Origin of the sequence: Bradyrhizobium sp. BR 10289, from assembly GCF_019455385.1 — a bacterium.
Lineage (GTDB): Bacteria > Pseudomonadota > Alphaproteobacteria > Rhizobiales > Xanthobacteraceae > Bradyrhizobium.
Genome location: NZ_JACOFR010000002.1, coordinates 30,317 through 52,816, shown reverse-complemented (window position 1 = coordinate 52,816; position 22,500 = coordinate 30,317). Strand labels below are relative to the sequence as shown.

Below are 22,500 nucleotides of genomic sequence, written 5' to 3'. Positions count from 1 at the left end.
GAACGGCCGGCGAAAGCCGGCCGTTCGCATTAAGGATGCCTCGACGAACTTCAGCAGCCCTGGATTTTAAGGCGTATGATGCGCCGACCTTCGCAAATCCATTTCGGGCAATTGGGGCGCCACATGATGTCTCGTACTCTTGCTGTTGTTTTCTCCACTGCCGTCGCTGCGATCGCGATGACGTCAGCGGCCTCCGCCGGCTGCTACAATTGCTACGCGCCGCCGCAGCCGTGCCAGACCTGCTACCAGCAGCAATACGTCGCGCCGCAATACCGCACCGTCGACGAGACCGTGATGGTGTCGCCCGGCGCAACCGTCGCGCATCGCACGCCAGCGCAGTACCGCACCGTGATGGTGCCGCAGACCGTGATGGTCGCCCCGCCGAGCGTCCAGTACCAGCACATCCCGCCGCAATACGCCACGCGCCAGCGCGTCGAGATGGTCTCGCCCGGCTATTCCTATTACGCCCCGGTGCAGATGGGCTGCGCGAGCTGCGGCTACTGAGCCGAGCCAACTCCGAACAAGTTCAAGCGGCGCTCCACACGGGGCGCCGTTTTCTTTTTGGGAGCGGCAAACGAGGCCCGGAGAAGGAGGCGAATCCAAACCGGGCCTCGCGACCGGCGACGCCCTGGGCGGTGCCGCCAGTGTCCGGAATTGCCGAGGCCAACAGGCTAAGGGAACAGCCTGACGGGCGCCTGACAGATCGGTGCTTCGTGCAGGGCGCCAACTTCGCGTTGCCATGCGCCGCCGACTGCGTTAAGCGACAGCCATTCCGGGTTTGCAGTTCCGGACTTGGAAGGGTGGCCGAGTGGTTTAAGGCACCGGTCTTGAAAACCGGCGTGCCCGCAAGGGTACCGTGGGTTCGAATCCCACCCCTTCCGCCAATCGCTCCGACCGGATCCGTCGGTCGGCTTTCCCGAACAGGGCATCCGTGAACCAAACCTCCAATCCGGCCGGGCTCGACAAGCTCAAGCTCCGCATTCAGGCGTTGCGCGCCAAGACCATCGCCAATGGCTGCACGGAGGACGAGGCGTTGTCGGCCGCCGCCAAGGTCGCCGAGCTCCTGGATCGCCACGATCTGTCGCTGTCCGACGTCGAGCTGCGCGCCTCGCCATGCGAACGGCGAGTGTTCGAGACCCATCGCAAGAAGCGAATTCCCATCGACGACTGCATCGGCGCCATCGCTCATTTCTGCGATTGCCGGGTCTGGCGCGAGAAGAATGCGGCGGGTGAGAACGTCTATGTGTTCTTCGGCCTCGGCGCCGATGTCGAGGTCGCGCATTATCTGGCCGAATTGATCGACGGCGCCGTGCGCACCGAGCTCGGCCGCTTCAAGACGTCGGTCGATTATGCGAGGTTTCGGCACCAGGAGCGGCATCTGGCTAACGCCTCCTTCGCGCTCGGAATGGTGGCGTCGATCGCGGACAGGCTGGTGGCGATCAAGGCCGGCCGCGATCAGGTCAGCGAGAGCACCGGCCGCGGGCTGGTGGTGCTCAAGACCTCGGTGGTCGATGCCGAGTTCGACAAGCTCGACCTCAAGCTCCGGACCCAGCGCAGCGCGGGCCGGATGGTGTCGATGACCGCCTATGAAGCCGGCGGCGCCGCCGGCGCGTCGCTGGCCATCAATCCCGGGCTTGGCGAGGCGCGGTCAGGGGCCGGTCCCAAGGGAAGCTGAACCGGAAGCTGAACCGTATCGGGCAGCGCCGTCGCAAGTCTCACTGGTACTTCCAATAGGCCGCAGCCAGCGGCGGCTCCGGGAACTGCCTGACCTGGGACAGCCGCGGCAGCTTCATTCCCTTGATGAGTAGCAGCTTGAGATCGTCCATGACGGCGCGATTGGTGGCGAACACCGTGTGGTTCAAGCCGAGGATCTCGTCGCCGATCGCGGTCACATCGATCGTGTCGAGGTTGGGGAGGAGGACCGGCCCGTTGGCGAAGACCATGCCGGCGCGGGGGAAATCGTTCAGCTCAGCCGATGCTTTCAGTGCCTTGTCGACGGACGAGGCGTAGAGGGTTGCCCCGTCGACGATCTTCTTGGCTAGGGGAAACTGGATCATGAATTTGTCGCGGGCAACGTCGGGCGCGGCCATGACCAGCTGCTGCACCCTGACAGGGCTCGACCGCTGCGCCAATTGATCCAGCGCCGGCAGGACGACGCGGTTGCCCATGCTATGGACGATGACGTCGATGTGCGCGATGCCGCTGTCGCGCAGCTTGGTCAGCAGCTCGGCAAACTCCGCTTGGGCGATGTCGGCGCTGTCCTGGTCGTAATTGTAGTCGCGCACTTTGCCCTTCGAGCTCCAGGAGAACAGCACCGACACGCCCTGATATTGCAGGTCCCAGACGATCTGCGCGTTGCGGTAGAGCGCGTCCTCGAAGCCGGTGTTGAAGCCGTGCACGAAGACGAGGGCGCGGTTCTGCGACTGGTCGGCTTGCCGTTTGACCAGCTCTTTCCAGTCGTCATACGACGTCGCCGCGAGCCGCTTGATGGAAAAATGCTTGGTTTCATCGGTCGCCGATTTGTAGTCGAAGCTGAGGAAGTGCCACTCGGACGGAAGCTCGATCTGGCCCGGCTCATGGTCCTCCGGAATGCGGATGGCGGCGACGCCATAGCTCAAGATGCCCAATCGCGGTGCCTCGGTGTCGAGCGTCGAGACGTTGTTCGTGATCTTGATGTTGCGATCCGTCGCAAAGAAGAACTCGACCAGCCGGGCGTCCCGATTGCAGGAGCCTGGAGCCGTCTCGCAGGACTGCACCACGGTTCGCCGCGCGCTCGAGTACCGGCGATGGTAGCGCGTGGAGGGTCTCGTCGACGTCGTCGCGGGTGCCAGAATCTTGGAGCCATAGACATCGGCGTCGGTCAATTCAGCCGCCAGGATCTTGCTTCCGTCCCGGATACTGAAGCTCCAGGTCGAGGTTCCGTCGGCGTGCTGGACCGTGGCTTCGACGATGGTCTGCTTTGCGATGTACCTCTCGTCTCCGATCTGGACATTCGTCACCTGTCCAAGCTGCGAAAGGATCTCGTATTTGGGCTGCCTGTCGGGCCGGTAGCCTTGCGCCGTCGTCGACTTCACCTTCGCAAGGTCCGACGTGCGGATGCCTTCGACGAAACTGGAAATGTTTTGCGCCAGCGCAGTCTGATCTGCGCTCGTGGCGGCCTGGAGCGTGCCTGAGGGGAGGGCAGCCAGAAGCAACAACGACAGGGAGGCGATGACATGCGAAATTTTCATAAAGTGACCTCCGCCTCTCCACCTGGCGCGCGATCTTCCCCCCCGCAGGAAACGCGCTCCCGGATGGCGGACGTATGAAATAGATCACGCTGGTTGACGGAAATATTTCGCCGTTCGCGGCGGGACCAAAGGTGCGCATTGGAATAGAAACAATCCCAAGTTGTGATGGGTTTCCGCCCCGCCTGCTTCGTCTTGCTTTGCTCGGGGGGCTGGAAGGGACGCCGCATCGGCTACTGTGCATGGGGTTGTTTTCGACATTTGAGCGGCAAGGCATCCGCCCTGGATCGTGCGCCGCTGACGCCGTTCTGCTAAAAGCTTGAACAGCCCCGCTTTTCGGCTTCGGCGCTCCGGGCCGCCAGAGGAACCTTTTCCTCACCCTGGCGTTATCGCGGCATGACAGAAGACGTTTCCTTCCGACGCAAACCCCTGACCCCCGAACAGCGCCAGGCGCGCGATGCGGCACGCCGGATCGAGGCCGAAAAGGCCATGCACGATCACGAGGAGGCGCAGAAGGCGTTTTACGCCAACAAGGAGCGGCTGAAGGCCGAGCGCCTCGCGCGCGAAGCCGCGGCGGCCAAGGGCTGATCAATCCCCGGTAGCCACCAGATCCTCGGGATGCGGTCGTCCGGCCGGCCTAGTGCCGGTTGGACGGCCGCGCTGCGCTCAAGGCCTGCCTGAGCGCCTGGATGGCGCCTGCCATGGCGCCGCGGGGCGATTGCGCCTCGATCGCTTCGGCCGCGATGCGGCAATCGTCGGCGACCTTGAGCAATCCGCTGCGGGCGAGGTCCATGGTGGACAGGGCGGCCTGCTCGAGGCAGAGGCGTTCAAGCCGTCGAAACTCGCGCAGCGCTCGGTTCATGCGTCAGCTCTCGATTGTCCCCCGCCATGCAGTGCTGAGTCCGCTTAAGGAACGGTGAACGTCCCCACCTAACATATCCGGCTGGCGCGAAGCTGGCGGCTGCGGGCCGTGCGGCAAGCAGCAGGCTTGACGGCGTTTGCCTTCCGGCGCGAAGCTTCGAATGATCCTCAACCGACGTGAAATACGGAGACGTGCGCTCCCGGCAAGTTCATCTCATCAGCGAAACGCAATGGAGCTGACCATGACCACGTTCGACAAGCGCGAGCAGGGCTTCGAGGCCAAATTCGCCCACGACGAGGAGCTCATGTTCAAGGCCGCGGCCCGGTCCAACAAGCTGCTTGGGCTCTGGGCGGCGGGCCAGCTCGGTCTCAGCGGGGATGGTGCTGCGGCTTACGCAACGGCGCTGGTGACGGACAATCTGGAGCGCCAGACGATCGAGGAGGTCGTGGCCAAGGTCTCGGCCGACCTCGCCGGCAAGGGCGTATCGCGCGAGCAGGTCGCGCAGAAGTTCCAGGAATGCCTGCACCAGGCGCTCGCGCAGCTTGAGGCAAAAGCCTGAGCGCTGCGCCTCTCGCTTACAAGGCGTGGCGCTCACAGCTCCATGTAGACGATCTCGATCGGCTCGCCGCCGAGACCGTGAGAGAACTGCCCTCTGCCGGTGCTTCGGAAGCCGTATCTCTGGTAGAAGGCTTCGGCGTTGATGGTGGCTTCGAGCCGGATCGGCCCGTGATGGCCGAGGCGCGCCTGGGCGACGCCGATGTCGAGCAGGCGCTGGCCGAGCCCGGAGCCGGCCGCCTCGGGCAGCACGAACAACCGCGTGACCTCGCCGGGCTCGGCATCGACGAAGCCGACCACGATGCCGTTGCGCAGGCAGACGGTCATGCGCCCCCTGGCGATGAGCTCTTCGTAGAACCGGGGCGTCCGCTCGCCCATCCAGTTCTCGATCTGCGCCGGCGAATAGCTTCCCTGCGACAGACCCGTGATCGAGGCCTTGGTGATGTTGAACACCGTTTCCGCGTCCTCGGGGCGTGCCGCCCTGAACGACACCTCGTCATCAGCGGTAGCGGACATAGCGCCTCGCGATCCCGTTTTTTGCTTCATTCCGCATGCTTGCGCATTCCGGAGTCGCTGAGCTTGTCGACATAGGCAATACCGATCGCCGAAAGAATGAAGGTGATGTGGATCAGCACCTGCCACATCACGCCGGTCTCGGTGAAGCCGGCGCGGTTCGAGCCGAGATTGCCGGCCTCGATGAAGGTGCGCAGCAGCGCGATCGAGGAGATGCCGATGATGGCCATGGCAAGCTTGATCTTCAGCACGCTCGCATTGACGTGGCCGAGCCATTCCGGCTCGTCGGGATGACCCTCGAGCTCGAGCCGCGAGACGAAGGTCTCATAGCCGCCGACGATGACCATCACGAGCAGGTTGGAGATCATCACGACGTCGATGAGTGCGAGCACGCTCATCATGATCTGCTGCTCCGTCAGATCGATCGCATGCCAGGAGAGGTGCCACAGCTCCTTCAGGAACAGCACGATGTAGACGCATTGCGCCACGATCAATCCGAGATACAGCGGCAGTTGCAGCCAGCGCGAGCCGAAAATGATCATCGGCAGCATGCCGAGGCGGGGCGAGGGCGGGCGGGCTTCGGTGGTTGGTACGGGCTCAACCGACATTCAGGCAGCATCCTCGCTGGCAGATGATTTCGTCTTCATGTAGCCCGACATGATGGCCTGCGGAAGACGCGAGGTTGTGGCGTCCCGGCGAACGGGCCGTTTCGTGCTAGTGTGGGACGCGGCTGTCGCGCGGATGGCCCGGTTCGGGAGGCGGGACGTGCGGAAAGGCCTGGGCAACGGGCAGGTCAGGATCGCACTCGCTGCGGTGATGATGCTTGGCGCCGGTGAGGTGTCGGCGACGCCGCTGACGCCGTTTCGCTACGAGGCGCAGGCGCAGCGCCATTGCCCGCACGACCAGGTGGTCTGGCTCGATTTCAGGAAAGGCATCTACTACGGCAAGGGCCAGAAGCGGTACGGCCAGGGATTTGACGGCAGCTTCGTCTGCCTGGGCGAGGCCCGCGACGGTCTCTATCGCCGCTCGCTGCTGGGTCTGCGCTGAGCGGCGCGTGATTCGGAGCTCAGTGGACGGGGCTACTTCTGGTTCTGACCCGGCAGCTTCACCGGCACGTGGGCGGAGGTGCTGATGACCCGGGGGCTTCCGTCGGGATAGGTGCGGTCGCCGCGGATCAAGGATTCAAGAACCAGGAAAAATTTCTCGGCAAGCATTTGCGTCACCCTCGTTGGTGATGGCCTCTTGAAATTAAGTCGAGGCGGCTAATGCGGAAATTCAATCAACTAAACGGGAGCAGGGCAATCCAAAACGGATCGCATGCTGCATCGCGGTGTGGTTGTCGCTGGAAAACAGGAAAGTGGAGGTAGCGCTCAGCCGAAGGCCAGCGCCACGAGGCTCGAGCAGAGCAGGAACAAACCGCCTGCGGTCAATGCCAGGAAGCCGTCGGATACGAGGTCATGGTTGTTGCGCATGGGACACCTATTGGGACACCTGCCGCTCTCGTCTTCGATGCTCGGTCGGATCGATTAAAATTGTCCGAACGTGCCGTCTTGAAAGAGGTGATGCTTGAAAGAGGTGATGCTTGCCGTCCGCGCGAGTGCCGTCAGGCTCTCGTACGGTAACCTTCAAACGCATGGGCCAGGAAGATCCCCGCGCTAACCAGACCCATCAGTGCCGAAACCGTCTCGATCATCGTTAAATTCCAAATCCCGCCCTTGCAGCCGAGAAGACGCGTGCGGCCTTGCACAGTCAAAAGAATTCCAGTGATTGTCGAGACAAAGGGGGTGGAGTGAGGATTTGGCGCAACAGAATGTCCAGGAGTGGCACAGAGCAGGGGCGCGCTCTCCGTAGATCGACGGGGGGACGCGAACGCGGCGTTTACCATCCCGCCGTGTTCGCTGTGGGCTCCCCATTTCCGCCGTGTTCGGGTTGCGTTATCCTTACCACATCCGACGCGGTGGTGGGCCTCCTCGGATTTGTTGACCGGACAGCGCCCCCGTAGCCAAAGCGGGTTGGGTACGCCTCCGGCGAGATGGTATTTGGGGCGAATGGGGATCCGACGGTCAGATTCGGTTTTGCGGGCCGCGCGCGGCGTTGCGGCGGTCGCAACCTGCCTCGCGCTCGCCAATTGCGCCTCCTCCAACAAGTTCGCCAGCCGGGTCGATCCGAAATACGGCGTGTCCTCGAGCCCCCGCGTCGTGGCCCTCGGCGATCCCGTCCCGAAGGGCGGCGGCACCTACCGCGTCGGCAAGCCCTATGTGGTGGCTGGCAGGACCTACGTGCCGGAGGAGGACGTCAACTACCGGGCCGAGGGCATGGCGTCCTGGTACGGCGATGATTTCCATGGCCGTCTGACCGCCAATGGCGAAGTGTTCGACATGGGCTCGCTGACGGCGGCGCATCCGACCCTGCCGATGCCGTCCTATGCGCGGGTGACCAACATGTCGAACGGCAAGTCGTTGATCGTCCGCGTCAATGACCGCGGCCCCTATCACGGCAACAGGCTCATCGACGTTTCGAACAAAGCCGCCGAACTCCTTGAATTCAAAGGCAATGGCGTCGCCAGGGTGCGGGTCGAATATGTCGGCCGGGCGCCGCTTGAAGGCTCCGACGACCGCCAGCTGATGGCGACCTTGCGGACCGGGATCCCGGCGCCGTCGCCCTCGATGGTCCGGGTCGCCTCCGCCAGGCCGTTCGTGCCGGAGCTGCCGTCATCGAGCCGTGGCGCCATCCGCGGCGAGGTTCCGATGCCGGAAGGGCGGCCCTATAATCTGGGCAACACCTCCGCCGACATGGCCTCGCTCAACGCGACCTCGGAGATGTCGGCCTCGAGCCGCAGCCGAGGCCGGGCGCCCCAGAATGCCCGGCAGGTATCCTATGACGACGAGGGCCGCTATGTGGCCGAGAGCGGCTCGTCCGCCGCTTACAGCTCGGACGGTGCTGCCGAGGCCCGCAGCATCCTGAGCGGCCGCGGCCTCTACTAAGTAAGCCTGGACACCCCAGCCCCGAAAATCGGTCAGCGGCGAAGCCGTCGCCGAGATCCGATGATCAGAACGGAATGCGCGCGCGCCCCGTGAAGGTCCAGATCTGCGTGTTGCCGCCGATGCCGCCAAGCTCGGCGCCGAAGCCGACCGTGGAGCCACCTGCGAGCCGGGCGCCGATGCCGCCGGTGACGCGTGCCGACCAGCCCTGAAGCAGCGGTGTCGAGGCCAGCGGTACGGCGCCTGCCGCGACGATCGCGGCTGCGTCGTCCTGGCTGAAGTAATAGTCGGCATAGACGCCGGCATAGGGCAGCAGCAGCACGCTATCGAGCCATGGCACGGGGTAGGACACCCTGGTGCCGGCCGAGGCACGGCCGCTGGAGAAGGTGCGGGCGGCCAGGGCGGTGCCGAGCGAATCGACATAGGCGTTCTCACGCTCCCACAGCGCATAGACTTTGGCCGATGGCTCGATATTGAAGTTTGCCCAGTTGTAGCTGCCGGTGAAGCCGGTCGCGAACATCCAGCGGTTGCCGTTGAAATTGCCGACGGCGGTACCGGCAACGCCGTTGTAGCCGATGCCGGAGTACGTCACGGCTGCGTCGTAGCGCAGCGTCGGGATGATCTTCCAGCCCAGATAGGCGCCGACGGTCCAGCCGTCACCCTTCAGCTTTCCGTTGATGTCGGTCTCGGTGTAGCTGAAGTTCTCGTAGCCGCCGACCACGCCGACCAGCAGATCGGGCCGCGCCCGGTAGGTCAGGCCCGACAGCAAATTGATCTGCTGACCATAGAGCGTGGCCTGCGTTGCGCCCTGACCGATATTGCCGGACGAGCCCCAGCGGTCGATGCCGGTGCCGCGCACGTCGATCCAGAACAGCCAGTCCTTGCGCTCCCTGAAGCGCGCGGCCGGTGCCTTGGTCGGCGCCGCGCGATCGATCGCGGCAAAGGCGTCGTCGATCCGCGAGGCGCCGCGCCCGCGGCCGCCGGTCCTGCCGGCATAGGCGTCGGAGCCGTGAGATGCCTGATCGGATTTGGGCTTATCGTCGTCATCGCCGTCGGGCGCGGCGGCAAAATTGACGCGCATCCCGCCCGCGCCAGGCGTGATGTATTGCCCGCCGTCGCTGAATCCTTCCGAGATCGCGGTGTCGATCGAACCGGAGATCGCCTGTCCCGAACTCTGCGCCACGATCTTGGTGGCGTTGACCTGGAGTGCGCGCAGCTTGGCGCTGTCGGCGGGAATCGAGACCGACTGCGTCAGGGCCGATGAGGTCGAGGGGTTGAAGGCCGGGCTGCCGTTGTAGGTCGCGGTGATGGTGTGATTGCCGACGGCGAGCGTGGTCGTGGCAAAGGTGGCGTTGCCGGATGACAATGTGGCCGTGCCGATTGGCGTTCCGCCGTCATTGAAGGTCACCGTTCCCGTCGGCGTTCCGCCCGTGCTGCTCACTGTCGCGGTGAAGGTGACGGACTCGCCATAGCTGCTTGGATTCTTCGACGAGGTGAGGGCTGTGGTGGTGATCGCGGACAGGTAGGTGAACTTGTCTGCCGCTGAAATTGGCGACGTCCCACCGACCGTCGTGACGGTGACATCGACCGTGCCGGCGCCGGCCGGTGAGGTCGCGGTGATCGAGGTCGCCGAGTTCACCGTGAAGCTGGTCGCATTGTTGGCGCCGAACTTCACCGCGGTGGCGCCGGTGAACCCGGTGCCCGTGATCGCCACGGACGTGTTGCCGGTCGCGGGTCCCGAGGTCGGCGAAATTGAGCTGACCGTTGGGGCGGCCGTGTAGCTGAACTGATCCGATGCCGATGTTGCCGAGGTGCCGCCGGGTGTCGTCACGGTGACGTCGACCGTGCCCGTGCCAGCCGGCGATGTCGCGGTGATCGACGTCGCCGAATTGACCGTGAAGCTGGTCGCATTGGTGGCGCCGAACTTGACCGCGGTCGCACCGGACAATGCGGTGCCGGTGATCGTGACCGACGTGCCACCCGTCGTCGGGCCTGCATTCGGCGCTACCGACGTTACCGTCGGTGTCGCGGCGTAAGTGAATTGATCCGCAGCCGAGGGGGCCGACGTTCCACCCGGGGTCGTGATCGTGACGTCAACGGTGCCCGTGCCGGCTGGCGATGTTGCGGTGATCGAGGTTGCGGAGTTGACCGTGAAGCTCGTTGCGTTCGTCGCTCCGAACTTCACGGCGGTCGTCCCGGTGAAATTGGTGCCGGTGATTGTCACCGACGTGCCGCCGGCAAGCGGGCCGCCGTTCGGCGAGATCGACGTCACGGTCGGGCCGGCGAAATAGGTGAACTGGTCAGCCGCCGATGTGGCCGAGGTGCCGCCTGTCGTCGTCACCTTGACGTCCACGACGCCGGCCCCGGGCGGCGAGGTCGCGGTGATCTGGGTCGCAGAATCAACGGTGAAACCGGTCGCGGCCGTCGTGCCAAAATTCACCGCCGTCGCGCCCGAGAAGTTGGTGCCCGTGATCGTCACCGACGTGCCGCCGGCGGCGGGACCCGATGTCGGCGAGATCGAGGTGACCGTCGGAGACGGGACGTAGGTGAACTGGTCGGCGGCCGATGTCGCCGACGTGCCGCCCGCTGTCGTCACGCGGATATCGACGGTGCCGGAGCCGACCGGAGAGGTCGCGGTGATTGTCGTTGCGGAGACCACGGTGGAGCCCGTAGCAGCCGAGGCACCGAACGTGACCGCGCTCGCGCCCGTAAAACTGGTGCCGGTGATGGTCACGGTCGTGCCGCCGCCGGTCGGTCCTGTGGTGGGCGAGATCGAGGTGACCGTCGGCGCAGGCGCGTAGGTGAATTGATCGGCGCCCGACGTGGCCGAGGTCCCGCCCGTCGTCGTGACCCTGATATCGACGGTCCCGGCGCCTGGCGGCGAGGTTGCCGTGATCTGGGTCGCCGAATTGACGGTGAAGCCCGTTGCGGCCGTTGCGCCGAAGACGACGGCCGTTGCACCGGAGAAGTTGGCGCCGGTGATGATTACCGTCGTGCCGCCGGCCAGCGGGCCCGACGTCGGCGAGATCGACGTGACGGCAGGAGCACCGACATAGGTGAACTGATCCGCCGCCGAGGTCGCAGACGTGCCGCCAGCTGTCGTCACCCTGACGTCGGCAACGCCGGTCCCCGGCGGGGAGGTCGCGGTGATCTGGGTCACGGAATTGACGGTGAAACCGGTCGCAGCCGTCGCACCGAACGTCACCGCCGTCGCGCCTGAGAAATTGGTGCCGGTGATCGTCACCGACGTGCCGCCGGTGGCCGGCCCCGATGTCGGCGAGATCGAGGTGACGGTTGGGGCCGGGATGTAGGTGAACTGGTCCGCCCCCGAGGTTGCGGACGTGCCGCCTGTCGTCGTCACCCTGACGTCCACTGTGCCGGTCCCCGCCGGCGCGGTTGCGGTGATCTGGGTCGCGGAATTGACTGTGAAGCCGGTTGCGGCCGTTGCCCCGAACACAACGGCCGTTGCGCCGGTCAAATTGGTGCCGGTGATGGTGACAGTGGTGCCCCCTGTGCCCGGACCTGATGTTGGCGAGATCGAGGTGACGGTCGGAGCGGGAACGTAGGCGAAGTGATCGGCGGCCGAGGTGGCCGACGTTCCGCCCGGCGTCGTCACCGTGACGTCGACCGTGCCGGTGCCGGCCGGCGATGTCGCAGTGATCTGGGTTGCCGAATTGACGGTAAATCCGGTCGCAGCCGTCGCGCCGAATGTGACGGCGGTCGCGCCGGAAAGGTTCGTGCCGGTGATGACCACGGTGGTGCCGCCAGTCTGCGGACCGGACGTCGGGGCGATCGACGTCACTGTCGGTGGCGCGAAATTGGTGAATTGATCGGCTGCCGAAGTTGCGGATGTGCCGCCCGGCGTCGTCACCCTGACGTCCACGGTACCAGCGGCGCCCGCCGGCGAGGTCGCTGTGATCGAGGTCGCTGAATTGAACGTGAAACTCGCTGCTGTCGCGCCGAACGTCACGGCCGTAACGCCGGTGAAATTGGTGCCGGTGATGGTGATCGTGGTGCCGCCGGCTGTGGGGCCCGTGGTCGGAGAGATCGAGGTGACAGTCGGGGCGGCGATATAGCTGAACTGGTCCGCTCCGGATGTTGCAGAGGTGCCGCCGGCCGTCGTCACGCGGACGTCGACGGTGCCGGTCCCGGCCGGTGACGTGGCGGTGATCTGGGTCGCCGAATTGACGGTGAAGCCTGTCGCCGCCGTTGCCCCGAACGTCACGGCGGTCGCGCTCGTGAAGTTGGTCCCGGTGATGGTCACGGTGGTACCGCCGCCGCCTGGTCCCGTTGTCGGCGAGATCGAGGTAACCGTCGGCGCGGCGACATAGGTGAACTGGTCGGCGGCCGAGATTGTCGACGTTCCGCCCGCGGTCGTCACAGTGATATCGACCGTGCCTGCACTGCCTGAGGGTGAGGTGGCCGTGATCTGGGTATCGGAATTGACGGTATAGCTTGCGGCATTGTTGGCGCCGAACTTCACGCCGGCAGCACCTGTCGTCGTGCTGAGTCCCGTTCCGGTGATGACGACCGTCGTGCCGCCACCCGTCGGGCCGGCAGTCGGCGAGATCGACGTCACGGCCGGCACGGGAATATAGGTGTATTGGTCCGCAGCCGACGTCGCCGAGGTCGAGCCGTTGGTGACGGTGACGTCGACGGTGCCGGCCGAGCCGGCCGGCGCGGTTGCCGTGATCTGCGTATTGGAATTGACCGTGTAGCTCGTCGCGTTGGTGGCGCCGAACTTGACGCCGCCGGCGCCGGTCGTTCCGGTAAAGTTGGTGCCCGTGATGACGACCGAAGTGCCGCCGGCCACCGGGCCTGAGGTCGGTGAGATCGATGTTACTGTCGGGCTGGGCAGATTGATCGTGAACACGAAGGGAGTGTTCGCGATTGAGCTCCCGCCGCAACCTCCGCTGAAGTCGCTACAGCCAGGCGCGTAATAAAGGGTGACGGAATCCGCTCCGCCTCCTGTCTTGCTGTTCAGCGTGATGTCGATCTCGGCTTGGCCGGCGTTCGCGCTCTGACCGTTCTGGTTCGGGTTTGTCGGATGAAACGTGTAGGTGGCCTTCGACGTCGTCGGATTGTAGTCGGCGGCGGTGAGTTGCTGATTGCCCGCATTGGTGCCACTCGAATTGGCGATCGGCGCGTTCCAGAACGAATCCGTGCCAGACACCGAGTAGAGGCCCCACACGACAGAGTCATCGGCAGGGGCAGAGCCCGTCCCGACGGTGAAGCACAGGCGGTAGACCTGACCGACCGACGTGAAGTTGACGGTCACGCCCGACGTGGAATTCGTGGTCTGATCGCAAGCCGCGTGCGCCGCGGCCATTGCGCCGAGCATCAGCACGGCCGCGATGCAGATGCGCTGGGCGGCGCGCCACAGAGCGCGCAGAATCGTCCGTGGCACAGCTCCGCCGTTGCGCGACTGCACCGCCAATTCCCCGGTTTTATCTGGCACGGCCACCGCAATTGCGTGACTCACCGGCCCCCCTTGGCGGCAGCTCTCGACCGAGCACCTGCCTAAATCCCTGATTGTGAATTAATTCGCGTATATTGTTGCGTGTATTTGGCCGGGACGCAGTGTACAACGCAAGCGTGTGAGCCAACCAAACTGCTGAAACCAAGTTTTGCGGCGCGACTTTCAGGCGAACCGTTGCAGAGCGGCAACAAAAACTCGTTTTTGTAGCCATCGACGGGGCCGCTGCCGGCTCCAATTTATGGTTGCGCTTGCGCTTGACTGCCGACGCATGGTGTTTCACAATCTCGGCGCGTAGTCGGAATTGTATTCATTCTCTAATTTAAGAATCGCCGTCGTGGTTCGCATCACCACAAGACGCGACGCCAGTATTTGGGGAGGGGTCTCATGCCGCTTAATCCGGTTCTCGGCCAGATCATGCCTTTTGCGGGATCGGTGATTCCCAAGAACTGGGCGCTCTGCAACGGCGCATTGCTGTCGATCCAGCAAAACCAGGGGCTCTTCTCGTTGCTGGGCACTTATTATGGCGGCAACGGCGTCACGAACTTTCAACTGCCCGATCTGCGCGGTCGCGCGATCATGGGTTCGACCGGCAATGCCGGCTTGTATCCCGTGGGCATGATCAACGGGTCGCCGCAGGCGACACTCAATGTGCAGCAGATCCCGTCTCACAACCATCTCATTCAAGTGTCCGCAGCGCAGGGCGGCGGGCGCGGCTCCGTCCCTCCCGCCGGCAATGTCTTCGCGACAAACACCCTGCCGGCGGCCAATCCGACGAAGATCTTTGCCACAGCCGGCAGCGGCGACACGCAGTTGGCGCTCGCCACCAATCTTTTGAACGACGGCAGTAACCAGGCGCACAACAACATGCAGCCCTATCTCACGATCAGCTATCTGATCGCATTGCAGGGGGTCTATCCGTCGCGAAATTGATCGCTCGCGCCGGAGCGTTGTCGCCAACCAAATACGTTCACATCAATTTCGGGTATTTGCGCTCTCGCCCATCGGATCGGGGCGCTCAGGCAAGGATCACACGCAATGTCGGAACCGTATGTCGGCGAGATCAGGTTGTTCGGCTTTCCGCGCGTGCCGGACGGATGGTTTGCCTGCAATGGACAGGCTATGTCGATTGCCCAATATTCGACGCTTTACGCCGTGATCGGCACCATCTACGGCGGCGACGGCGTCAACACGTTCAATCTTCCTGATCTCCGTGGCCGTGCGGCAATCGGACAGGGACAGGGGCTAGGCCTTCCAAACTATGTCCTCGGCCAAGCTGGAGGCGAGGAGAACCACACGCTGGTCGATGCCGAAATGCCGGCCCACAGTCATGCGCTGATGTCCTCCACCGCAACCGGAACCACCTCCACGCCCGGGCAGACCGTCCATCTTGCGACGGCGTCGGCGGGCGAGCTCTACGCGACGGTTGCGAACGCCGGCACGTACTCCACGATGGCCCCCTGCGTCACGACGGCGGGCAATAGCGTCGGGCACAACAACATGATGCCGAGCGTCGTCTCCAATTACTGCATCTGCAACCAGGGCATTTTCCCGTCGTCGGGCTAGCCTCGCGCGCATCCGCCATTCAGTCCGAGGAAAGACACCATGTCAGATCAGTATGTCGGAGAAATACAGGCTTTTCCCTTTGCCTTTGCAGTCACCGGCTTCAACAATGCCTGGCTGCCGTGCGGCGGCCAGCTCCTGCCGATTCAGCAATACAGTCCCTTATTTGCGCTGATCGGCACCTTCTATGGCGGAAACGGCACGACAAACTTCGCCTTGCCGAACCTCAATGGTTCGATCGCGATCAGTCAGGGACAAGGTCCGGGTTTGCAGAATTACGTCATCGGCGAGACCGTCGGCAGTCCGACGGTCAACCTGACGTCAGATCAGATGGCCCGGCACACGCACACTCTGCAACTCGGCAACAAGAGCGCGACGGGCGCCACGGCCGGACCGGGAGCGGCCGGAACCACGGTGGCGATCGACCCGAACTTCAACGGCTTCGTGGCGCCACCCGGTAATCTCACCTTGGCGCCCAACGCCATCACGCTGACCGGGCAGGGCCTGCCGCACGACAATATGCAGCCGACCCAGGCGCTCGTCTGGTGCATTGCCTATGCGGGAATCTTTCCGAGCTTCGGCAGTTCCTGATCGATCCCGAGTGCGCCATGGCATGATTGACGGGGCGCCACTCGATATCGTCCCGGATGATCCGGCTCTGCGGCTTCGGCCTGCAGGCCCGGGCGATGAGCCGTTCCTCCGGCACCTGTTCGCGGAAGTCCGGACAGGGCAACTCACCGCGACGGGCTTGCCCGGGCCGATCGTCGGCCAGATCGTTGCGCAGCAGTTCCGCAGCCAGACCGCCGGTTATGCCGCACAATTTCCCGACGCCATCTCGCTGATCCTCACACGAGACGACGTCGCGATCGGCCGGCTGCTGCTCCACTGCGCGAGTGAGCGCTGGCACATCATCGATATCGCGCTGCTGCCGGCCGAATGCGGTCGCGGCGCCGGCACTGAGATCTTCGGTGCGCTCGAAGCGAGCGCACGACAGCGGGGCGTCGGAGCGCTTGCGCTCTCGGTGTTCGCGAACAATCTGGCCGCGCACCGGTTTTACCTGCGGCGGGGATTCTCCGGGACCGGGCAGGCGGGGGTCGCCCACATCGCGATGAGAAAGGATCTCGTCTAGCACGCGGCTTCGCGCAGGAATTTCAAGAGCGCAGCATTCACCTCCTCGGGCCGCTCCTGCTGCACCCAATGGCCGGCCCCCTCGATGATGAGCTTGCGCGTCAGATTGGGCAGCACGCGCTCCAGCTCGTTGACGCGCTTGGCGCCGATCAGGCCGGTGATGACGGCGTCTTTCGAACCGGCGATGAACAGCGAGGGCTGGTGGATCCGTGCGTCCTGCCAGGGCGCCGTCAGTTCCCAGTTGCGGTCGAGGTTGCGGTACCAGTTCAGCCCGCCGCGGAAGCCGGACTTGCGGAAAGCCTCGGTGAAATAGGCGAGGTCGGCCTCGGTGAGCCACGCCGGCAGTGGCTCCTCGGGGTTGCCGTGGCCGAGAAAGCCCTTGCCGTTCTGCACGAACATGGCCGCGCTGGGATCGGCGAGGCCACGGCCGCCGAGCACGATCCGCATGGTGCGGGCAACGTCCTGCTCGAGCTCGGCTTCGGCAACGCCGGGCTCCTGGAAATACTGCCAGTAGAAATTGGTCACGCCGTTTGCGCGCAGCAAGTCGAGCGGCTTGCCTCTGCCGCGGAACGGCGGCGGCACGCTCAGGCCGGCGACCGCCGTGAAGATGTCGGGGCGGAACAGCGCCGCGTGCCAGGCGACCGGCGCGCCCCAGTCGTGGCCGACCACCATCGCCCTGGTCTCGCCGAGCGCCTGCACCAGGCCGACGACGTCGCCGACCGTATCCAAGATCGAATAGGCGTTCACATCCGCCGGCGCGGCGCTCTGGCCATAACCGCGCATGTCGGGGGCGACGACGCGGAAGCCGGCTTCGGCGAGCGCTGCGATCTGGTGGCGCCAGGAGTAGGAGAGTTCCGGCCAGCCATGGCACAGCACGACCAGCGGGCCCTGGCCGGCTTCGCGGACGAACAGGTCGATCCCGTTGGCCTTGATCACGCGGGTGGAGGACATCGCTTTTCCGCCTTGTTTCAGGGGTTTGGTCGACAAATATGAGGTGCCACGATAGGGGCGCAACGCGAATCGTGCAAACTCGGGTGCGCGCGCCAACCTCGTGTTGTTCGCACCGGTTCCAACTGTTAGAACGCCGCTCTCAGGGCTTGGCCATGGCATTTCGTTTCACTCCGCTCCGTCGCAGCCGGTTCACCGCCGGAGTGCTGGCGCGTGGGCTGATCGCTGCCGTATTGGTGGCGGGTATCGGCTGGAGCGGGGCGCTTCTGGCCGCCAACCAGAGCGTCCAGGGCGCCAAGAAAACCGAAGAGTCCGGCTTCGACGGCGATGCCCCGACCGCCATCCTGATCGAGGCCTCCAGCGGCAGCGTGCTGTTCGAGAAGAACGCCGACGAGCTGCGCGCGCCATCCAGCATGATGAAGCTGATGACGGCCGAAGTCGTCTTCAACGCCATCAAGAAGGGCGACATCAAGCTGACCGACGAGTACCGGATCAGCGAGAACGCCTGGCGCAAGGGCGGCGCGCCCTCGGGCGGCTCGACCATGTTCGCGGCCATCAACAGCAAGGTTTCGGTCGACGATCTCCTGCACGGCGCGATCATCCAGAGCGGCAACGACGCCTGCATCGCGCTCGCCGAAGCCATGGCCGGCAACGAAAAGATCTTTGCCGCAGACTTCATGACCAAGCGCGCCCGCGAACTCGGCATGACCAAGTCGACCTTTGGTAATTCCAACGGTCTGCCCGATCCCGGCAACAAGATGACGGTGCGCGAGCTCGGCATCCTCGCCCGCCACATCATTCTGGACTTCCCCGAATTCTACAAGCTGTTCGGCGAGAAGGAATACACCTGGAACAAGATCCGGCAGCCCAACCGCAATCCGCTGCTCAATTCGATGGAAGGCGCCGACGGCCTCAAGACCGGCTACACCAAGGAAGGCGGCTACGGCATGGTCGGCTCGGCCGTGCAGAACGGCACGCGGCTGATCGTCGTCGTCAACGGGCTTGAAGATCCCGAGGACCGCGCCACCGAAGCCAAGAAGATGCTGGAATGGGGCTTTCGCAATTTCGAGACCCGCACGCTGATCGCGGCCGATCAGCCGGTCGGCTACGCAAAAGTGTTCGGTGGTGACAGCCGCTCCGTAAAGCTCGTCGCGAAAGATCCCGTGAAGGTGATGGTGCACAAGAACGGCAGCGACAAGCTGATCGCGCGCGTCGTCTATAGCGGCCCGGTGCGCGCGCCGGTCGAGGCCGGCCAGCGGGTCGGCGTCGTCAGGGTCTGGCGCAGCGGCAATATCGCGGTGGAGACGCCGGTCTATGCGGCCGAAGCCATCGGCACCGGCTCGACCATGCGCCGCGCCATCGACGGCGCCAGCGAGCTCGTGATCGGCATGTTCCGCGCGGGTGCCGAGAAGCTCTGATCATGAGTGAGAGTGCAGGACAGCGACGGTCCGGACGCGGACGCTTCATCACCTTTGAGGGCGGCGAGGGGACGGGCAAGTCGACCCAGATCAAGAAGCTCGCCGACCGCCTCAAGGCGGCAAGGATGCGTGTCCTCGTCACGCGCGAGCCGGGGGGATCGCCGGGCGCCGAGATCATGCGCCATCTGGTGCTGTCGGGCATGGGCAAGCTGCTCGGGCCCGATGCGGAGACCTTGCTGTTCGCTGCCGCCCGCGACGACCATGTCCGCACCGTGATCCAGCCCGCGCTCAACCAGGGCGCCTGGGTGCTGTGCGACCGTTTCGCCGACTCGACGCGCGCCTATCAGGGCAGTCTCGGCAGCGTACCCACTGGGCTGATCAATGCGATGCAGCGGGTCACGATCGGCGACCTCAAGCCCGATCTCACCATCATCCTCGACCTTCCGGTCGAGATCGGCCTGCAGCGCGCCGCCGCGCGTCGCGGCAGCGGCACGCCTGACAGGTTCGAGGGAGAGAAGCTCGGCTTCCACCAGGGCCTGCGCGAGGCCTATCGCAAGATCGCGGCGGACGAGCCTTCGCGCTGCGTGCTGGTCGATGCCAATTCCGATCCGGATACGGTGGCCGGACGGGTCTGGAGCGCCGTGCACGAGCGCCTGCTTCCGACGCCCGCATCGGTGATCTCGGCATGAGCCCGCGCAAGGCCGAGAGCGAGAGCGCGATACCGCATCCGCGCGAAACCAGCCTGCTGTTCGGCCACCGCGAGGCCGAGACCGCGCTGCTGACGGCCTATCGCAGCGGGCGCATCCCGCATGCCTGGCTGATCGGCGGGCCGCAAGGCATCGGCAAGGCGACGCTGGCCTACCGCATGGCGCGCTTCGTACTCGCGCACGGCCAGCCACGGGCGCCTGAAGTGCAACGCGCCGAAGACCTCGCGATCGATCCCGATGACGCCGTGGCGCGTCAGGTTGCGGCGGGCTCGCATGGCGGCCTGTTGACGCTGGAGCGCACCGCCAATGATCGTGGCGTGATGCGCACCGTCATCACCGTCGACGAGACGCGCGAGACGATCGGCTTCTTCGGCTCGACCGCAGCGGCGGAGGGCTGGCGCGTCTGCATCGTTGACACCGTCGACGAGCTCAATCCGAACGCGGCCAACGCGCTGCTGAAAATTTTGGAGGAGCCGCCGCAGCAATCGCTATTCCTGCTGGTGAGCCACGCGCCGGCGCGCGTGCTCGCCACCATTCAGTCACGTTGCCGCAAGCTGCGGCTGCGGCCGCTCGGAACGGATGAGGTGATCAGCGCGGCGGCTTCAGTGGCTGATCTTGCTCCGACGGATCTCGCCCTGCGTGAAGCGGCGGAGGCCTCCGAGGGCAGTGTCGCGCGGGCGCTGACGCTGCTCGGCGGGGACGCGTTGAAACTCCAGCAACGTACGGCCTCGCTGCTGGCCCGACTGCCACAGGTCGATCCGCGCGAGTTGCACACGCTCGGCGATTCGCTGGGGACCAGCGACCGCGTCGCGCTCGCGGCCTTCATCGACGGCATCGATCGATGGATCGCCGAACGCCTGCATGCGGACGAGGCCAATGCCAACCAGAACCTGCCGCGCCTTGCGCGTCTAGCTGAGGTATGGGAAAAGATCGTCCGCGCCGCGCGCGACACCGAAACCTACAATCTGGAGCGAAAGCCCTTGGTGTTCTCGGTGTTCGGCTGGCTGGCGGACGCAACGCGCTAGAGCATGATCCGGAAAGGTGCGGAGCGATTTTCCGAAATGATCGTGCTCAAGGCAACAATCTAACGCAAGTTCGATTCAAGAAATACGAGAAGCCGTAAAGGAATTCGTCGTGGCAACACGAGCAAAGAAAGTCGCCAAGGGCAAGAACAAGGGCAAGACGAAGGCCGCCAAGAAAGCCGCGAAGAAGGCTGTAAAGGCGCTCGCCCGCAAAGCTGCAAAGAAGATCAAGAAGAGCAAGACGGTGGCCGCCAAGAAGGGCGTGAAGAAGGGCGCCGCCAAGTCGTCGAAGAAGGCCGGCAAGAAGGCTGCGAAGAAGCAGATCGTCGCAGCGAAGGCCTCAAAGAAGAAGGCAGCCAAAGCGCCGGCCAAGGTTCCAGCGAAGGCTCCGGCAAAGAAGGTGACCAAGAAGGCCGCGGCGCCTGCCGCGACCGTCGCGCCGGCTCCCGTCGTTGCGCCGCCGAAGGCCGTGAAGCCGAAGCTGTCGAAGCCGACGGCGCCGCCCGCGCCAAAGCCGGTCGCAGCACCGCAAGCCGCAGCTCCTGCGCGCGACAACGTCTTCTACATCACCACCGCGATCGCGTATCCGAATGGCGCTCCGCATATTGGCCACGCCTATGAGGCGATCGCGACCGACGTGCTGGCGCGCTTTGCGCGGCTCGACGGCAAGGACGTGTTCTTCCTGACCGGGACCGACGAGCACGGTCTGAAGATGGTCCAGACCGCGCAGAACGAGGGGCTCACGCCGGCTGCGCTCGCGACCCGCAACGCCGCCCGCTTCAAGGAGATGGATGAGCGGCTGAACGTGTCGTTCGACCGCTTCATCCGCACCACCGAGGAGCAGCACCATCGCTCGACCCAGGAGATCTGGCGGCGCATGGAGGCGAACGGCGACATCTATGCCGACACCTATTCCGGCTGGTACTCGGTGCGCGATGAGGCCTATTACGCCGAGGACGAGACGCGCCTGAACGACGACGGCGTGCGCCTTGGACCGCAGGGCACGCCGGTCGAGTGGGTCGAGGAGAAGAGCTATTTCTTCCGCCTCTCGGCCTATCAGGACAAACTACTGAAGCTCTACACGGATCGTCCCGACTTCATCGGGCCCGACTCCCGCAAGAACGAGGTGGTGAGCTTCGTCAAGGGCGGATTGCGCGATCTCTCGATCTCGCGCACGACGTTCGACTGGGGCGTCAAAGTGCCGGGCGACGAAGAGCACGTGATGTATGTCTGGGTTGACGCGCTGACCAACTACATCACCGGCGTCGGCTTCCCCGACGAGAGCGATACGAACTGGCGCTATTGGCCTGCCGATGTCCACATCATCGGCAAGGACATTATCCGCTTCCACGCGGTGTACTGGCCCGCATTCCTGATGTCGGCCGGCATCCCCGTGCCGAAGCGGGTCTATGCCCACGGCTTCCTGTTCAACAGGGGCGAGAAGATGTCGAAGTCGGTCGGCAACGTCGTCGATCCCTTCAATCTCGCCGACCAGTATGGCGTCGACCAGATGCGCTATTTCTTCCTGCGCGAGGTGCCGTTTGGCCAGGACGGCAACTACAACCATGAAGCCATCGTCGCACGCATCAATGCCGATCTCGCCAACGATCTCGGCAATCTCGCGCAGCGCTCGCTGTCGATGGTCGCCAAGCAACTCGGCGGCGTGCTGCCCGAGCCGGGCGAGTTCAGCGACAACGACAAGGCGATCCTGGCGATGGCCGACGGTATGATCGCCGCATCGCGGGAAGCCATGGCGACTCAGCAGATCCATCAATGGCTCAATGCGGTCTGGGCCGTGGTCGCGGAAGCCAACCGCTATTTCGCGGGTGAGGCGCCATGGGCGCTGGCCAAGACAGATCCCGCAAGACAGAAGACGGTGCTCTATGTCACCGCCGAAGTCGTGCGCCAGATCGCGATCCTGGCCCAGCCGGCGATGCCGACCGCATCCAGCTTGCTGCTCGACAGCCTCGGGGTCCCCGCGACCGAGCGTAACTTCGCGATGCTTGGCGGCGACAAGCGGATTGCGCCCGGCTCGACGCTGCCGGCGCCGACGCCGGCGTTCCCGCGCTACATCGAGCCGGCGGCTTAGGGCGGGCGTCA

Annotated in this window: 21 protein-coding genes and 1 tRNA gene; 15 read left to right on the top strand and 7 right to left on the bottom strand. The window is 64.7% G+C overall.

What is annotated here, in order from left to right; translation table 11 throughout:
- The first annotated feature begins 177 nt into the window (after positions 1-177).
- From HYH08_RS03690 to HYH08_RS03680, 3 genes are all read left to right on the top strand, one after another.
- Positions 178-504, top strand: a complete 327-nt coding sequence (locus tag HYH08_RS03690) for a hypothetical protein (protein WP_220008918.1) — start codon at positions 178-180, stop codon at positions 502-504.
- Positions 505-794: 290 nt separating this feature from the next.
- Positions 795-884 (top strand) — tRNA-Ser (locus tag HYH08_RS03685).
- Between the two features lie 47 nt (positions 885-931).
- On the top strand, positions 932-1,675 hold the full coding sequence (locus HYH08_RS03680) for a DUF7168 domain-containing protein (protein ID WP_220008403.1): 744 nt from the start codon (positions 932-934) through the stop codon (positions 1,673-1,675).
- A gap of 40 nt (positions 1,676-1,715) precedes the next feature.
- Here the strand turns inward: HYH08_RS03680 and HYH08_RS03675 are convergent, their stop codons facing one another.
- Positions 1,716-3,230 carry an alpha/beta hydrolase gene (locus HYH08_RS03675; protein WP_220008402.1) on the bottom strand — a complete coding sequence of 505 codons (1,515 nt, stop codon included), beginning with the start codon at positions 3,228-3,230 and terminating at the stop codon, positions 1,716-1,718.
- Between the two features lie 393 nt (positions 3,231-3,623).
- Between HYH08_RS03675 and HYH08_RS03670 the strand changes: the two genes are divergently transcribed.
- Positions 3,624-3,815 carry a hypothetical protein gene (locus HYH08_RS03670; RefSeq protein WP_220008401.1) on the top strand — a complete coding sequence of 64 codons (192 nt, stop codon included), beginning with the start codon at positions 3,624-3,626 and terminating at the stop codon, positions 3,813-3,815.
- A gap of 49 nt (positions 3,816-3,864) precedes the next feature.
- Here the strand turns inward: HYH08_RS03670 and HYH08_RS03665 are convergent, their stop codons facing one another.
- A complete protein-coding gene (locus HYH08_RS03665) occupies positions 3,865-4,089 on the bottom strand; it encodes a hypothetical protein (RefSeq protein WP_220008400.1) in 225 nt (74 codons plus the stop codon).
- A gap of 241 nt (positions 4,090-4,330) precedes the next feature.
- Here HYH08_RS03665 and HYH08_RS03660 point away from each other — a divergent pair, with 241 nt between their 5' ends.
- Entirely contained in the window at positions 4,331-4,648 is a 318-nt protein-coding gene (locus HYH08_RS03660; RefSeq protein ID WP_220008399.1) for a DUF1476 domain-containing protein, read from the top strand.
- 32 nt (positions 4,649-4,680) lie between these two features.
- Here HYH08_RS03660 and HYH08_RS03655 read toward each other — a convergent pair whose 3' ends face one another.
- Positions 4,681-5,160: a GNAT family N-acetyltransferase gene (locus tag HYH08_RS03655; protein WP_220008398.1), complete on the bottom strand. Its 480-nt coding sequence runs from the start codon at positions 5,158-5,160 to the stop codon at positions 4,681-4,683.
- A gap of 26 nt (positions 5,161-5,186) precedes the next feature.
- Complete coding sequence (locus HYH08_RS03650; protein ID WP_220008397.1) at positions 5,187-5,765, bottom strand: TIGR00645 family protein; 579 nt, start codon at positions 5,763-5,765, stop codon at positions 5,187-5,189.
- A gap of 208 nt (positions 5,766-5,973) precedes the next feature.
- On the opposite strand from HYH08_RS03650, the gene HYH08_RS03645 reads away from it, so the two are divergent.
- Positions 5,974-6,204, top strand: coding sequence for a hypothetical protein (locus HYH08_RS03645; RefSeq protein WP_228747568.1), 231 nt, complete (start codon positions 5,974-5,976; stop codon positions 6,202-6,204).
- A 32-nt stretch (positions 6,205-6,236) separates the two neighbouring features.
- Here HYH08_RS03645 and HYH08_RS37655 read toward each other — a convergent pair whose 3' ends face one another.
- Positions 6,237-6,371 (bottom strand): hypothetical protein, encoded by a 135-nt coding sequence (locus tag HYH08_RS37655; protein WP_283844098.1) that lies wholly within the window; start codon positions 6,369-6,371, stop codon positions 6,237-6,239.
- An 834-nt stretch (positions 6,372-7,205) separates the two neighbouring features.
- Here HYH08_RS37655 and HYH08_RS03640 point away from each other — a divergent pair.
- A complete protein-coding gene (locus HYH08_RS03640) occupies positions 7,206-8,141 on the top strand; it encodes a septal ring lytic transglycosylase RlpA family protein (protein ID WP_220008395.1) in 936 nt (311 codons plus the stop codon).
- A gap of 64 nt (positions 8,142-8,205) precedes the next feature.
- Here HYH08_RS03640 and HYH08_RS03635 read toward each other — a convergent pair whose 3' ends face one another.
- On the bottom strand, positions 8,206-13,479 hold the full coding sequence (locus HYH08_RS03635; RefSeq protein ID WP_220008917.1) for an IPT/TIG domain-containing protein: 5,274 nt from the start codon (positions 13,477-13,479) through the stop codon (positions 8,206-8,208).
- Positions 13,480-14,001: 522 nt separating this feature from the next.
- Between HYH08_RS03635 and HYH08_RS03630 the strand changes: the two genes are divergently transcribed.
- The 4 genes from HYH08_RS03630 (at position 14,002) to HYH08_RS03615 (ending at position 16,306) form a co-directional block, all read left to right on the top strand.
- Positions 14,002-14,547: a phage tail protein gene (locus HYH08_RS03630; protein WP_220008394.1), complete on the top strand. Its 546-nt coding sequence runs from the start codon at positions 14,002-14,004 to the stop codon at positions 14,545-14,547.
- A 105-nt stretch (positions 14,548-14,652) separates the two neighbouring features.
- Positions 14,653-15,180: a phage tail protein gene (locus HYH08_RS03625; RefSeq protein ID WP_220008393.1), complete on the top strand. Its 528-nt coding sequence runs from the start codon at positions 14,653-14,655 to the stop codon at positions 15,178-15,180.
- 39 nt (positions 15,181-15,219) lie between these two features.
- The gene (locus HYH08_RS03620; protein WP_220008392.1) at positions 15,220-15,768 is read left to right on the top strand and encodes a phage tail protein; all 549 of its coding nucleotides are present in this window, start codon (positions 15,220-15,222) and stop codon (positions 15,766-15,768) included.
- A 22-nt stretch (positions 15,769-15,790) separates the two neighbouring features.
- On the top strand, positions 15,791-16,306 hold the full coding sequence (locus tag HYH08_RS03615) for a GNAT family N-acetyltransferase (protein ID WP_220008391.1): 516 nt from the start codon (positions 15,791-15,793) through the stop codon (positions 16,304-16,306).
- Here the strand turns inward: HYH08_RS03615 and HYH08_RS03610 are convergent.
- Positions 16,303-17,256 (bottom strand): alpha/beta fold hydrolase, encoded by a 954-nt coding sequence (locus HYH08_RS03610; protein ID WP_220008390.1) that lies wholly within the window; start codon positions 17,254-17,256, stop codon positions 16,303-16,305. The genes HYH08_RS03615 and HYH08_RS03610 overlap by 4 nt on opposite strands.
- Positions 17,257-17,408: 152 nt before the next feature.
- On the opposite strand from HYH08_RS03610, the gene HYH08_RS03605 reads away from it, so the two are divergent.
- From HYH08_RS03605 to metG, 4 genes are all read left to right on the top strand, one after another.
- The gene (locus HYH08_RS03605; protein ID WP_220008389.1) at positions 17,409-18,671 is read left to right on the top strand and encodes a D-alanyl-D-alanine carboxypeptidase family protein; all 1,263 of its coding nucleotides are present in this window, start codon (positions 17,409-17,411) and stop codon (positions 18,669-18,671) included.
- A gap of 2 nt (positions 18,672-18,673) precedes the next feature.
- Positions 18,674-19,360, top strand: coding sequence for a dTMP kinase (tmk, locus tag HYH08_RS03600; protein ID WP_220008388.1), 687 nt, complete (start codon positions 18,674-18,676; stop codon positions 19,358-19,360).
- Entirely contained in the window at positions 19,357-20,403 is a 1,047-nt protein-coding gene (locus HYH08_RS03595; RefSeq protein ID WP_220008387.1) for a DNA polymerase III subunit delta', read from the top strand. Before tmk ends, HYH08_RS03595 begins: the two co-directional genes overlap by 4 nt.
- A gap of 109 nt (positions 20,404-20,512) precedes the next feature.
- Positions 20,513-22,489 (top strand): methionine--tRNA ligase, encoded by a 1,977-nt coding sequence (gene metG / locus HYH08_RS03590; protein WP_220008386.1) that lies wholly within the window; start codon positions 20,513-20,515, stop codon positions 22,487-22,489.
- The last annotated feature ends 11 nt before the right edge of the window (positions 22,490-22,500 follow it).

Bases quoted from the DNA above. Each gene is read 5' to 3' on its own strand.
- HYH08_RS03630 (WP_220008394.1), top strand. From the start codon at position 14,002: ATGCCGCTTAATCCGGTTCTCGGCCAGATCATGCCTTTTGCGGGATCG.
- HYH08_RS03650 (WP_220008397.1), bottom strand. From the start codon at position 5,765: ATGTCGGTTGAGCCCGTACCAACCACCGAAGCCCGCCCGCCCTCGCCC.
- HYH08_RS03635 (WP_220008917.1), bottom strand. From the start codon at position 13,479: ATGCTCGGCGCAATGGCCGCGGCGCACGCGGCTTGCGATCAGACCACG.
- tmk (WP_220008388.1), top strand. From the start codon at position 18,674: ATGAGTGAGAGTGCAGGACAGCGACGGTCCGGACGCGGACGCTTCATC.
- HYH08_RS03665 (WP_220008400.1), bottom strand. From the start codon at position 4,089: ATGAACCGAGCGCTGCGCGAGTTTCGACGGCTTGAACGCCTCTGCCTC.
- HYH08_RS03690 (WP_220008918.1), top strand. From the start codon at position 178: ATGACGTCAGCGGCCTCCGCCGGCTGCTACAATTGCTACGCGCCGCCG.
- HYH08_RS37655 (WP_283844098.1), bottom strand. From the start codon at position 6,371: ATGCTTGCCGAGAAATTTTTCCTGGTTCTTGAATCCTTGATCCGCGGC.
- HYH08_RS03595 (WP_220008387.1), top strand. From the start codon at position 19,357: ATGAGCCCGCGCAAGGCCGAGAGCGAGAGCGCGATACCGCATCCGCGC.
- HYH08_RS03670 (WP_220008401.1), top strand. From the start codon at position 3,624: ATGACAGAAGACGTTTCCTTCCGACGCAAACCCCTGACCCCCGAACAG.
- HYH08_RS03675 (WP_220008402.1), bottom strand. From the start codon at position 3,230: ATGAAAATTTCGCATGTCATCGCCTCCCTGTCGTTGTTGCTTCTGGCT.
- HYH08_RS03660 (WP_220008399.1), top strand. From the start codon at position 4,331: ATGACCACGTTCGACAAGCGCGAGCAGGGCTTCGAGGCCAAATTCGCC.
- HYH08_RS03625 (WP_220008393.1), top strand. From the start codon at position 14,653: ATGTCGGAACCGTATGTCGGCGAGATCAGGTTGTTCGGCTTTCCGCGC.
- HYH08_RS03620 (WP_220008392.1), top strand. From the start codon at position 15,220: ATGTCAGATCAGTATGTCGGAGAAATACAGGCTTTTCCCTTTGCCTTT.
- HYH08_RS03655 (WP_220008398.1), bottom strand. From the start codon at position 5,160: ATGTCCGCTACCGCTGATGACGAGGTGTCGTTCAGGGCGGCACGCCCC.
- HYH08_RS03610 (WP_220008390.1), bottom strand. From the start codon at position 17,256: ATGTCCTCCACCCGCGTGATCAAGGCCAACGGGATCGACCTGTTCGTC.
- HYH08_RS03640 (WP_220008395.1), top strand. From the start codon at position 7,206: ATGGGGATCCGACGGTCAGATTCGGTTTTGCGGGCCGCGCGCGGCGTT.
- HYH08_RS03645 (WP_228747568.1), top strand. From the start codon at position 5,974: ATGATGCTTGGCGCCGGTGAGGTGTCGGCGACGCCGCTGACGCCGTTT.
- HYH08_RS03605 (WP_220008389.1), top strand. From the start codon at position 17,409: ATGGCATTTCGTTTCACTCCGCTCCGTCGCAGCCGGTTCACCGCCGGA.
- HYH08_RS03615 (WP_220008391.1), top strand. From the start codon at position 15,791: ATGATTGACGGGGCGCCACTCGATATCGTCCCGGATGATCCGGCTCTG.